The following is an 11,788-nucleotide window of genomic DNA, read 5'->3' as shown; positions in this document are numbered from 1 at the left end:
GGGCGAGTGAAAAGGGGGCAGACGTTGCACCGCACCGCACACTCGCATATGCCCGCGTCCATGAGCAAAGCGCCCCAGAAACCTTCCCAAAAACCACGGGGTACGCAGGACATGATCGGCGAGGCCGCCGCCCGCTTCGACCATGTGATCGAGACGTTCAACCGCGTGCGCAAACTCCACGGTTTTGGCCGAGTGGAAGTGCCGGTGTTCGAAGCCAGCGCCGTGTTCGCGCGCAGCCTTGGCGAAACCACCGATGTGGTGTCCAAGGAAATGTACGAATTTGCAGATCGCGGCGGCGATGCCATGTGCCTGCGCCCCGAATTCACTGCCGGCATCGCGCGCGCCTTCATCGAAAACGGCTGGCAGCAACTGGCGCCGTTGAAGCTGGCCACGTGGGGGCCGCTGTTCCGCTATGAACGCCCGCAGAAAGGCCGTTTCCGCCAGTTTCACCAGCTCGATGCCGAAATACTGGGCGCTGCCGAACCGGCGGCGGACGTGGAGGTGATCGCGCTGGGCCAGCATCTGCTCGAAGAATTGGGCGTGGCCGGCGAGGTGGAACTCACCCTTAATTCGATGGGCGATCCCGAAACCCGCGCGTCGTGGAGCGCTGCCGTTGCCGCGCACTTCACCGCGCACCGCGGCGAACTTTCAGAAGACAGCCAGCGCCGGCTGGACGCCAACCCGCTGCGGATTCTCGACAGCAAGGATGCAGGCGACCAGGCGCTGGTGGCCGACGCGCCGCAGATCGATGACTTTTTCACCGTGGAGGCGGGCGCGTTTTTCGATCGGTTGCAGGCCGGTTTGCACGCCAGCGGCATCGCGTGGACGCGCAATGCAAGGCTGGTGCGCGGGCTGGATTATTACCGCCACAGCGTGTTTGAATTCATCACCCAAAGCCTCGGCGCGCAGGGCACCGTAATCGGCGGCGGGCGCTATGATGGGCTGATCGGCCACATGGGCGGGCCGGAAACCCCGGCCGTTGGCTGGGCGGCGGGCGTTGAGCGGCTGGCGATGCTGGTGGCCGAATCGCCGTCTGGAGAGCCGCTTTTTGCCGTCATCGCTGATGATGCTGAATCAGAAGTAATGGAGCTCTCGGTTGCGAAATACCTACGCAGTTACGGAATAAACATCGGAGCGATTTTTGGTCAGAATTCGAGAAAAAAATCGCAGAAAGCAAAGACTCAAGGATTCTCTGGAATAATTTATATCCGTTCCAGTGAGGGTGCGGATCTGTCTTACGACTTGATTATGAAGATGACCCTCTACGACGGCGATCACCGGAGTGAGCTTTTGAGAATTCGGAAGAAACTCCGGGAAGACTTTACGGTCAAGCAAATTTCGTTCTTGGACGAACTTGGTCAAACGATTGATGAATCAGCAAACAGTGGCTCTAGGCTCAGTTTGGGCCTGAAATTTCGCGAAAAATGATGCTGCCCATCGAGCGCATCGCCCAGATCGAGCGGCGCCACGCCCAGTTGGCGCACGACATGGGCAATCCGGCGCTGCCGCCCGAACAATTCGTGGCGCTGTCAAAGGACTATGCCGAACTGACGCCGTTGGTGGAGGCGGCGAAGGCCTGGCACGCGCTGCGCGATGAGCAAGCGCAGCTGCAGGCTATCCCTGCCGCCGATGAAATGCACGAACTGGCACAGCAAGAACTCGCTGGTATCGCCGCGCGCCTGCCGGCCGCCGAACGCGAACTGGCGCTGAAACTGTTGCCGCGCGATGCCGCTGATGAACGATCGGCTGTGCTGGAAATCCGTGCGGGCACCGGCGGCGATGAAGCCGCGCTGTTCGCCGGCGATCTTGCGCGGATGTATGAACGTTATGCCGCAACACGCGGTTGGCGCTGGGAAATATTGTCGGCCAATGCATCCGATATCGGCGGCTTCAAGGAAATAATTGCCAGTGTCGCCGGGGCGGGCGTGTTTGCCCGGCTGAAGTTTGAAAGCGGGGTGCACCGGGTGCAGCGCGTGCCCGCCACCGAAGCCGGCGGGCGCATCCACACCAGCGCCGCCACGGTTGCCGTGCTGGCTGAAGCCGAAGACGTGGACGTGTCGATCGACGACAAGGATCTGCGCATCGACGTGTACCGCGCTTCGGGCGCCGGCGGCCAACATGTCAACACCACCGACAGCGCAGTGCGTATCACCCATATCCCCAGCGGCGTCGTGGTGGCCGTGCAGGATGAACGCAGCCAGCACAAGAACAAGGCCAAGGCGCTGAAATTGCTACGCACCCGCCTGTTTGATGCCGAACGCGAACGCCTGGCCAGCACCCGCAGCGCCGATCGCAAGGCGTTGGTGGGCAGCGGCGACCGCTCCGAACGCATCCGCACCTATAATTTCCCGCAAGGCCGCGTGACCGACCACCGCATCAACCTGACGCTCCACCGCCTGCCCGAAATCCTTGCTGGTGCCGGGCTGGACGAACTGGTGACGGCCTTGGTCGCCGAAGACGAAGCGGCGCGGTTGGCGAGTTTGGGGTGACCCGCATCCTCGAAGCTCTGGGCGCCGCCGCCGCCCGCATCGGCGGCGACACGCCTCGGCTTGATGCCGAAGTGTTGCTCGCCCACCATCTCGGCTGCACGCGCGGTGATTTGTTGCTCAATCCGGAACGCAGCATTGATACACAAGCCTATGAACTGCTTGTCGATCGCCGCACTACGGGCGAACCTATTGCCCACATCACCGGCAGTCGCGAATTCTGGTCGCTCTCCCTCAAGGTCACCCCCGATGTGCTGATCCCGCGCCCGGACACGGAAACTTTGGTCGACGTCGCGCTGAAGCTGTGTGCCAGCCCGCCGGCGCGTATCCTCGACCTCGGCACCGGATCAGGCGCACTGCTGCTGGCCGCGCTGTCGGAATGGCCCAGTGCCACCGGCCTCGGCGTCGATGCCAGCCCGGGAGCACTTGCGGTGGCGCAGGCGAACGCGCGCACCACCGGCCTCGCTCAACGCGCGGAATTCCGTCTGGGCAACTGGGGGGAAAGGCTCACCGAAAACTTCGACCTTATTCTCAGCAATCCGCCCTATATCGCTGATGATGAACCTCTCTCAGATGAAATCCTTACCTACGAACCGCCCAGCGCCCTGTTTGCCGGCGCCGAAGGACTGGACGATTATCGCCGTATCCTGCCGCAACTGCCAGGCCTGTTGAACCCCGGCGGGCTGGCAGTGCTGGAAATCGGCCATACCCAAGGCCCGGCGCTGCTGGCGATGGCAGCCGCACACGGCTTTACTGCAAGCCTGCACCCCGATCTGGCCGGCCGTGATCGCTGCGTAGCGTTACAGCTCGCGCCGCTCGAGCCGGCGGCCTGACAAATCCAGCACCTGCGGCACGCCGTTCATCACGCCATTCTGCCAAAGTTCACCGCCGGCCAGCGGCTGCGTTTCGCGGTAACCGCGCCTGCGCGAAAGAATTGTGAAGTGGCGCCCGCCGGCCACCATGACCATGACCATGACCATGCCCATCGCCGGGAGGCCGTGATGGCGGCGATGCGATTGCAGATAGGCAGCGATGGCTTCGAGCGCACGCGTTTCGCCGGCGCTGGCACCCGGCGCGATGAGAGTGGCATTGGCCGCACCGGCCAGCGAAACCCCGACCGCGCCGGCCAGAAACAGACGACGATCGATGGTCTTGGCAATCGGCATGGCAACTCTTCCCCTGCGCAGGGGGCCGGTGCAGGAAGCTGCCCGTCAACGGCGTTCGGCGGCCTTGACCTGCTGCCAGTAATCTTCCTGCGCACCGATCGGCAGCGATGCAAAGCCCGGCCCGGCAAGCGCCTCCATGGCGCGAAACCGTCGTTCAAACTTGGCGTTGCCGGCGCGCAGCGCGGTCTCGGGATCGATGTTGTGGCGGCGCGCCAGATTGGCCAGCACAAAAAGCACGTCGCCCATCTCTTCAGTGCGGTTAGCATCGTCGGTAGCCGTGTCGAATTCGGCCAGTTCCTCGTCCAGCTTGGCGCGCACGCCGGATACTTCGGCCCATTCAAATCCCGCAAGGGCGGCCCGCGCTTGGAGTTTTTCAGCTCGCATGAGGGCGGGCAGGGCAGTCGCCACGCCGTCCAGTGCGGAAACCGGCTGTTCGGGCGCGCCGGCAGCCGCACGTTCGGCGGCCTTGATGCGTTCCCATTCGTCCTTCTGCGCCGCAGCATCGGCGGCGCGGGTGCCGTCTCCGAAAATATGCGGATGCCGCCGCTCCATCTTTTCGCACAATCCCGTCACCACATCGGCCAGGGCGAAGTGGCCGGCTTCTTCGGCCAGGCGGCTGTGAAACACGACCTGAAACAGCAGATCGCCCAATTCTTTCTTCAACTCCGCCATGTCGCGCAGCGCGATCGCTCCGGCCACTTCATAAGCTTCCTCGATGGTGTAGGGCGCAATCGTGTCGAAATCCTGCGCCAGATCCCAAGGGCAACCGCTTTGTGGATGGCGCAGCGCGGCCATGATGCTGGCGAGGCGGTCGAGTGCGAGCGATTGGGTCATGAGATTTTTCTTGCCGGAGTGGGCGCCGCGTTTCAATCGGGTTCCGCTTGCTGGCGGCAAGATATTTGCTTGATAATATATATTATGTTTAGTTCGAATATGATGTTTGAGCGCCCCCCTTGGCGAAACGGTCACAGCGGCCTAACCCTTTGCGCCATGGATGCCGCCAATAACTTGCCGCAAGCTGCCGATCTCTACGGCGATATCGAACGCACACCCGCGACGCGCTGGCAGGATTATGTGCCCGGCTTGCTGGTTGCCGTGCTGGCGACGCTCGCCGCCGCGTCATTGTCCGATCGCTATGGCGCGCCGCTCACCCTGCTGGCGCTGCTGATCGGGCTGGCCATGAATTTCCTGTCGGCCGATCGCCGGCTCACCCCGGGCTTGACGCTGGCTAGCCGCGAGCTGCTGCGCTGGGCAATCGTGCTAGTCGGCGCGCGCATCACGCTGGAACAGATCATCGCGCTGGGGCCGCAATCGCTGATGGCAGTGGTGATCATCGTGGCCATCACCATTGGCGCCGGCGTGTTGGCAGCACGAATTCTGGGTTTTTCATCGGCGTTCGGCACGCTGTCGGGCGGCGCAGTGGCCATTTGCGGGGCGTCGGCAGCAATGGCCTTGTCCGCCACGCTCAACGAGCGGCGGGTACGGCAGGCCGAACTCACGATGGTGCTCGTCGGCACTTCGGCAATGAGCAGTGCGGCGTTGATCCTTTATCCCGCCATCTGCGAATTGTTCGGATTGAACGATTTGCAGGCCGGGTTTGTGCTCGGCGCCTCCATCCACGATGTCGCGCAAACGCTGGGTGCCGGTTTTGCGTTCTCGCCGGCCGCTGGCGAGACTGCAACCATCGTCAAACTCGCCCGCGTCGCGCTGCTGGCGCCGGTGCTGGCGCTGGTGGCGCTGGCCTTTCCGCAGCCGCTCAAGATCAGCGGCGGCAAACGCGCCGCGCCGCTGCTGCCGTGGTTCGTGGCGGGCTTTTTTGTGGTCGCGGGCATAAACTCAACTGGCATCATTCCCACGCAAGCATCTGTATTTGCAGCCGATGCATCGAGTTGGATGCTGGCCGTTTCGGTTGCCGCCACCGCTATTCGTTCGCCGCTGGGCGAGATTTTGAAGGCTGGCCCCAAACCCCTGCTGGTCGGCACAATCGCCAGCCTGACCAGCCTTGCGGCCGCGCTCGGCTTTGCCATGCTGGCACTATAATTCGATCACTTGTCCATCAAAGCCCGGCTCCACACCCGGCGGCAGTTCAGCGCGCAGTGTGTCGTAATCCATGGATTGGTCCATGTGAGTGAGCACAGCCCTGCCCGGCCGGCGTTCACCGATCCAGGCCAGCGTCTGTTCCAGATGGGTGTGTGTCGGGTGTGGTTCACGCCGCAAGGCATCGACCACCCACAGATCAAGCTTGGCCAACGCTGCATCAGCGCGGCCGTCAAAGGCTTTGACATCAGTGGAATACGCCGCGCTCTTGCCGGCGTGATCGAAGCGTACGCCAGTTGATTCAATATTACCGTGCAGTTGGGGGAACGGTGTGAGAAGCAAGCCGCCCAGTGCGAATGGCCCGGTGAAATCATGCGCCGTGCAGGTGGCGGGATAGCCCGCAGCGCCTTCGAACACATAATCGAACCGCGATTTAAGCACGGCGAACGTCTCCGGGCTGGCCCACACATCCACTGGCCGGCGCATGGCGTGGAACAGCTGCCGCAAATCGTCGATGCCGTGGGCGTGATCGGCGTGATCGTGGGTGATGATCACCGCATCCAGATGCGCGACCCGGGCCGACAGCAATTGCTCGCGGCAATCCGGGCCGCAATCAATCAGCACGCGCTTGCCGGCGGCTTCAACCAGCACCGAGACACGGCGGCGGCGATTTTTCGGATTTGCAGGGTCGCACAGACCCCAGTTCCCTGCCCCGTCCGGCCCGCCGATGCGTGGCACCCCGCTGGAGGTGCCGCAGCCAAGAATGGTCACCTTCATGACGCTTGCGGCAGCTGGGCTTTGCTGAACAGATTGAAGAAATTGGCCGTTGTGGTGCGGGCCAGTTCGGCTTCATCGACCCCGCGCAAGCCGGCGAGGAAGCGCGCGGTGTGGGCGACAAAACCCGGCTCGCAGGTTTTGCCGCGCATCGGCACGGGCGCCAGATAGGGCGAATCCGTTTCCACCAGCAGGCGGTCGGCCGGGATGGTGCGCGCCGTGTCCTGCAGGTCGCGGGCATTCTTGAAGGTGACGATGCCTGACAGCGAAATATAAAAACCCAGCGCAAGTGCTTCATCAGCAAAGGCTTGGCTGGCTGTAAAGCAGTGAATAACGCCGTTCAACCGCCCCTCGCCCGGCTCCTTGAGCAGCGCCAGTGTATCGGCCTCGGCATCACGCGTGTGGACGATCAGCGGCAGGCCGGCGATGCGCGCCGCAGTGATATGACTGCGGAAACTTGCTTGCTGGCGGCCGCGATCGGATTTGTCATAATAATAATCCAGGCCGGTCTCGCCGATGCCGATGACGCGCGGGTGGGCGGCGGCGGCGGTCAGGGTTGCTGCGTCGGTATCTGGGTGTTCATCGGCTTCGTGCGGGTGGATGCCAACGGTGGCCCACACGCCGGGGTGCGTGTCGGCCAGGGCGATCACGCCGTCCCACTCGTTCGCCCGGCAGGATATTGCCAGAAATCCGCCCACCCCGGCGGCGCGGGCACGGGCCAGCACGCCGGGCACGTCTTCACCCAAGCTGGCGTAATTCAGGTGGCAATGGCTATCGATCAACATCAACCGTCCAGCGTGATACGCGGGAAAACGCCGGCGGGCGCTGGAAGTCGCACACCCGCTGCAACTGGCGTGTTGAAACCGTTGAAATCACGCGCTTCGGTGGCCACACCCAACTGATCGAGCAATTGCGCCGTGCTGGCCAGCATGAACGGCTGTGCCAGAATGACGATGCGGCGGGCGGCGTCCAGCGTGGCGGCGAGAACCTCGGCCATGCGCGCGGTGTCGGTTTTGGCCAGCGCCCACGGCACGTTTTCCGCGAAATAGCCGTTGGCCGCCGCCACGAGCCCCATGATCGCGTCCAGCGCCTTGTGCAGCGCCAGCGCGTTCATGGCGGCAAAATAGGCCTCGCTGCCGGTCATGAACGCCGCTTTCAACCGCAGTTCGGTTTCGCCTGCCTCACCGCGAACGGGCATTACGCCGCCAAGGTTCTTTGCCACCATCGACAGGCTGCGCTGCGCCAAATTGCCGATGCCGTTGGCGAGATCGGCGTTTGTCCGCTCCACGATGGCTTCGTCGCTGTAGCTGCCATCTTCACCAAAGGCGACTTCGCGGCACAGGAACCAGCGCAGCCGGTCCACGCCAAAGCGTTCCACCATCGCAGCTGGATCGACGACATTGCCGACGGATTTCGACATTTTTTCGCCGCGGTTGAGCACGAAGCCATGGCCGAACACCGATTTGGGCAGCGCAATCCCGGCCGACATCAGGAAAGCCGGCCAGTAAACGGTGTGGAACCGCACCACATCCTTGCCCACGACGTGCAGATCAGCCGGCCACCATTCACCGTCCAGCCCGCCAGCACCTGTGAGGTAATTAGCCAGCGCGTCCAGCCACACGTACATCACATGCCGCTCATCTCCCGGCACAGGGATACCCCACGAGAAGCTGGTGCGGCTGACCGACAGATCCGAAAGCCCGCCGGCAACAAAGGCGCGCATCTCATTGAAACGACTGGTTGGCTGAATGAAATCGGGCTGGCTGTCGAACAGTGCCAGCAGGCGGTCCTGATACGTGGACAGCTTGAAGAACCAGCTTTCCTCCACCGTCCACTCCACTGGCGTGCCCTGCGGGGACAGCTTGCCGCCATCTTCGCCGGTGACGAGTTCGCCCTCGTCACAATAGGCCTCGTCACGCACCGAGTACCAACCTTCGTACCGGCCCAGATACAGGTCGCCGGCGGCCGCCATGCGCTGCCACAAGGCCTGCACCAGCGCCTTGTGATCGGTGTCGGTGGTGCGGATGAAACGATCGAAGCTGATGCCCAGCGCTTCATCGAGTTCACGGAACGGGGCCACCATCTCATCGACATAGGCCTTTGGCGGCATGCCGGCGGCCCGGGCGGCCTGATCGATCTTCAGGCCATGTTCGTCGGTCCCGGTGAGGAAGCGCACATCAAAGCCATCGAGCCGCTTGAAGCGGGCGATAACATCGGTGGCAATCGCTTCATAAGCATGGCCCATGTGCGGCCGGCCGTTGGGATAGGCGATGGCGCTGGTGATATAATAGCGGGGTTTCAACATGACCACGGGCAATGCGGCAAACGCCGGCCAGATTCAAGTTCGCTTCAAGCCGGCACGGCCGCCAGATGCAAGGCGAGGCGATGCGCCACCTGCCCCGGCTCCAGTTGCAGCGGCACGGCTTCGCGCGCCAGGCGGCTGGCGGCTTCCCATTGTGCGATGGCGGCACCCCGTGCCGGGCCATTCAAACGCTGCGCCCGGTCAGCAATCAAGGCCGGCACCCGGTCAAGCAGCGCGGCATAACGCCCTTCCCGGCCCTTGCCGCCGATGCCGCGCGCCAACATCAGCGCCGCCGGGTTGGCGATCTGCATCTGCAAGCCCGCAAGCGCCGCCAGATCCTGTTCGAGCGCGGTAATGCCGGCCTGCGCCAGCGCGATGGCGCGGCCGGGACAGCCTTGGGCCAGGCGCACAAGCAGGCTTTCATCCTCGCCTTCCAGATCGGCGCCGGCCAACACGCGCATCACATCGGAATCGGGCAGCCGCGAAAAGCGCAGCGTGCGGCAACGCGAACGGATGGTGGGCAGCAAGCGGCCAGGCGCGTGGCTGATGAGCAGGAACACCGTGTCTAGCGATGGTTCCTCAAGATTTTTGAGCAACGCATTGGCCGTGTTGCGGTTCATGTCGTCTGCTGCGTCGATGATCACCACCCGGCGCGGGCCGAGCATCGGCGTTCCCGTCAGGAATTCGCGCAGTGGCTGGCCTTCACTGTCGGCCCGGCGCACGATCTGGCCGATAACGATCTCACTGCGCAGCTTGCCGGTTTTGGCCAATGTGCGTTCGATCAGGCGGAAATCCAGATGCGATCCAGCGGCCATCAGGCGGGCTGCCTCACCCTCTGCCGGTACATCGAATCCGCCGCCAGCAGGACCACCGGCCAGCAGCCATGTCGCAGCCTGGCGGGCAAACAGCGCCTTTCCCAGCCCCTGCTGACCAACAAGCAGCCAGGCATGGTGCGGACGCCCGCCGGTGAAGGCGGCCGTGAAGGCCTCCACCTGTGCAGTGTGGCCGATCAACACAGCGCAGCCCGGATGCGCTGTGACACGACTTCGATGCTGCCGGCGGCGTTGATGGCACGGCAGCGGTTCGGTTCAGCGCCGGGCAGCATGGCAAAAAAATCGTCGATGCGAGCGTGGAATGCAGCGCCCGCGCTTTCAAAACGGGCTTCGGCATCGCCGCGATCTGCAGCGCGGGCCAGTCCCTCGGCCGGTGCCAGCCGCAAGACCAGCGTGAAATCAGGCCATAGCCCCACGGCTTCGTTGTGCAGATCGATCAAGGCTGCGTCTTCAAGTCCGCGTCCAGCGCCCTGATAGGCGCGGGTGGAATCGATGAAGCGGTCGCAGATTACCGCCGCGCCGCGTGCCAGCGCCGGCCGGATGACACGCACGACGTGATCAACGCGTGCCGCCGTCATCAACAGCGCCTCGCTCCATGCGGTCCAGCGAGTGTCTTCCCCTGACACCAGCAGGCCGCGAATGGCTTCGGCGCCCGGCGTGCCGCCCGGTTCGCGGGTCAGAACCACCTCAAGGCCGTCGGCGCGCAAAACCTCGGCCAGCAATCGCCCTTGCGTGGACTTGCCGCTCCCCTCCCCGCCTTCCAGCGTGATGAAACGGCCAGCCATCATCAGCCGAACAAGCTCATCAGCCAGTTCCACGCGCGGCGAAACACGCCGGCTTCCTCGATGGCAACGGGCGTGACCAGCGGCGCTTTCACCGGGGCCTGGCCGGGGATCGTCACCACCAGATTGCCCACATGGCTGCCGGCCTTGAGCGGCGCGGTGAGGCCGGGCAAGCTTTCGACACTGGTTTTGCGTTCCATGGCGAAACCGCGCGGCACGGTGACAAACAATTCCTTGCCGGCCGCCGCATCGATGCTGGTTTCAGCAGCGCCGGCGATGGCAACCTTGCCCATCACCTGGCCCTTTTTGCCTAGCGGCAGATTCTGCCACGCGCCAAAGCCCCAATTCATGAAATCGACGCTGGCCGAAACCCGTTCGCCAAAGCTGCCCAGCCCGGCCACCACCATCACGATGCGGCGGCCGTTCTGCACAGCGGAACCGGTAAAACCATAGCCGGCTTCCTCCGTGTGGCCGGTTTTCAGGCCATCGGCGCCGGCAATCTTGCCCAGCAAGGGATTGCGATTGCCCTGCGTGATGGCCTGACCGCCGCCCATGGTCTTGCCCCAGGTGAAGCCCTGTTTCTGGTAAAAACGGGCATAAAGCTCGGGGAAGTCGCGCACCGTCGCTTCGGCGACCATCGCCAGATCGCGGGCGGTCACGTATTCGTTTGGATCGGGCCAGCCATTGGTGTTGGTGAAATGACTGCCCTTCAGGCCCAGGCGCGCGGCTTCGCGGTTCATCAGCGCCACATAATTGGCCTCGGTGCCGCCCAACCCTTCGGCCAGCACCACGCAGGCATCATTGCCCGACAAGGTGACGATGCCGTGCAGCAGATTTTCCACGCTCACCTGTTCGTTGACGCTCAGGAACATGGTGCTGCCCTGGTTGTTCCACTTGGTCCAGGTTTCGGGGCGCACCATGACCAACTGGCCCAGATTGGCCTCGCCGGCCTTGAGCAACTTGAACGCAACATACACGCTCATCATCTTGGCCATCGATGCAGGCGGGATGCGCTTGTCGGCCTCTTTGGAAAACAGCACGCGGCCGGTTTGCAGATCTTTCATGAAGGCGATGGGGGCGGCGCTGTTGTAGGCCGGGGCCTGAGCTGAGACTGGCGCCGCAGCGGGGGCGGCCAGAGCCACAAGAACGATGGGGGCAATGAAGCGCATCTGGGGCAGGTTCCTTGGCGCAATCAGGGCGCGTTTGCGGGGGGAATCAATCTTGCGTCGGCATAGCCGGCTGCGCGCACCTGCGCCAGCGCCGCGCTGGCCATGGCTTCGCTGCCATAGGGGCCAAGCCGCACGCGGGTGAGGCCGCCGGCCAGGCGTTGCGTGAGCACCGGGCCAAAACTGGAAAGATAGCCCTTGAGCCAGGCCACCCGCCCGCCATCGGCCAGCGCCGCCACCTG

13 protein-coding genes are annotated in these 11,788 nt (G+C 63.7%); 4 read left to right on the top strand and 9 right to left on the bottom strand.

Annotated elements, in window-relative coordinates; translation table 11 throughout:
- The first annotated feature begins 111 nt into the window (after nucleotides 1-111).
- Genes hisS through prmC form a run of 3 tightly spaced genes read left to right on the top strand, consistent with a single transcriptional unit; the run spans nucleotide 112 to nucleotide 3,319 of the window.
- The gene (hisS, locus tag ACESL8_RS11575) at nucleotides 112-1,428 is read left to right on the top strand and encodes a histidine--tRNA ligase (RefSeq protein WP_372919035.1); all 1,317 of its coding nucleotides are present in this window, start codon (nucleotides 112-114) and stop codon (nucleotides 1,426-1,428) included.
- Entirely contained in the window at nucleotides 1,425-2,489 is a 1,065-nt protein-coding gene (prfA, locus tag ACESL8_RS11570) for a peptide chain release factor 1 (RefSeq protein ID WP_372918995.1), read from the top strand. Before hisS ends, prfA begins: the two co-directional genes overlap by 4 nt.
- On the top strand, nucleotides 2,486-3,319 hold the full coding sequence (prmC, locus tag ACESL8_RS11565) for a peptide chain release factor N(5)-glutamine methyltransferase (protein WP_372918993.1): 834 nt from the start codon (nucleotides 2,486-2,488) through the stop codon (nucleotides 3,317-3,319). The genes prfA and prmC overlap by 4 nt, the downstream gene beginning before the upstream one ends.
- Here prmC and ACESL8_RS11560 read toward each other — a convergent pair.
- Entirely contained in the window at nucleotides 3,287-3,652 is a 366-nt protein-coding gene (locus tag ACESL8_RS11560) for a hypothetical protein (protein ID WP_372918991.1), read from the bottom strand. The genes prmC and ACESL8_RS11560 overlap by 33 nt on opposite strands.
- A 45-nt stretch (nucleotides 3,653-3,697) precedes the next feature.
- Nucleotides 3,698-4,486 carry a nucleoside triphosphate pyrophosphohydrolase gene (gene mazG / locus ACESL8_RS11555; RefSeq protein WP_372918989.1) on the bottom strand — a complete coding sequence of 263 codons (789 nt, stop codon included), beginning with the start codon at nucleotides 4,484-4,486 and terminating at the stop codon, nucleotides 3,698-3,700.
- A gap of 156 nt (nucleotides 4,487-4,642) precedes the next feature.
- On the opposite strand from mazG, the gene ACESL8_RS11550 reads away from it, so the two are divergent.
- A complete protein-coding gene (locus ACESL8_RS11550) occupies nucleotides 4,643-5,692 on the top strand; it encodes a YeiH family protein (RefSeq protein ID WP_372918987.1) in 1,050 nt (349 codons plus the stop codon).
- Here ACESL8_RS11550 and ACESL8_RS11545 read toward each other — a convergent pair.
- The 7 genes from ACESL8_RS11545 to ACESL8_RS11515 all read right to left on the bottom strand — a co-directional run.
- Nucleotides 5,687-6,466: an MBL fold metallo-hydrolase gene (locus ACESL8_RS11545; protein WP_372918985.1), complete on the bottom strand. Its 780-nt coding sequence runs from the start codon at nucleotides 6,464-6,466 to the stop codon at nucleotides 5,687-5,689. The two genes, ACESL8_RS11550 and ACESL8_RS11545, sit on opposite strands and share 6 nt — an antisense overlap.
- Nucleotides 6,463-7,248, bottom strand: a complete 786-nt coding sequence (locus tag ACESL8_RS11540) for a TatD family hydrolase (protein WP_372918983.1) — start codon at nucleotides 7,246-7,248, stop codon at nucleotides 6,463-6,465. Before ACESL8_RS11540 ends, ACESL8_RS11545 begins: the two co-directional genes overlap by 4 nt.
- Nucleotides 7,248-8,768 carry a methionine--tRNA ligase gene (gene metG / locus ACESL8_RS11535; RefSeq protein WP_372918981.1) on the bottom strand — a complete coding sequence of 507 codons (1,521 nt, stop codon included), beginning with the start codon at nucleotides 8,766-8,768 and terminating at the stop codon, nucleotides 7,248-7,250. The genes ACESL8_RS11540 and metG overlap by 1 nt, the downstream gene beginning before the upstream one ends.
- Nucleotides 8,769-8,812: 44 nt before the next feature.
- Nucleotides 8,813-9,778, bottom strand: coding sequence for an AAA family ATPase (locus ACESL8_RS11530; protein WP_372918979.1), 966 nt, complete (start codon nucleotides 9,776-9,778; stop codon nucleotides 8,813-8,815).
- Nucleotides 9,775-10,386 (bottom strand): dTMP kinase, encoded by a 612-nt coding sequence (tmk, locus tag ACESL8_RS11525; RefSeq protein WP_372919033.1) that lies wholly within the window; start codon nucleotides 10,384-10,386, stop codon nucleotides 9,775-9,777. The genes ACESL8_RS11530 and tmk overlap by 4 nt, the downstream gene beginning before the upstream one ends.
- Complete coding sequence (locus ACESL8_RS11520) at nucleotides 10,386-11,549, bottom strand: D-alanyl-D-alanine carboxypeptidase family protein (RefSeq protein ID WP_372918977.1); 1,164 nt, start codon at nucleotides 11,547-11,549, stop codon at nucleotides 10,386-10,388. Before ACESL8_RS11520 ends, tmk begins: the two co-directional genes overlap by 1 nt.
- 23 nt (nucleotides 11,550-11,572) lie before the next feature.
- On the bottom strand, nucleotides 11,573-11,788 hold a 216-nt coding region (locus tag ACESL8_RS11515; RefSeq protein WP_372918975.1), incomplete at its 5' end, for an SPOR domain-containing protein.

The organism is Sandarakinorhabdus sp. (genome assembly GCF_041689835.1).
Classification (GTDB): Bacteria; Pseudomonadota; Alphaproteobacteria; order Sphingomonadales; family Sphingomonadaceae; genus Sandarakinorhabdus.
The sequence above is the reverse complement of the archived record's forward strand: the minus strand, read 5'-3'. Positions and strand labels throughout refer to the sequence as shown.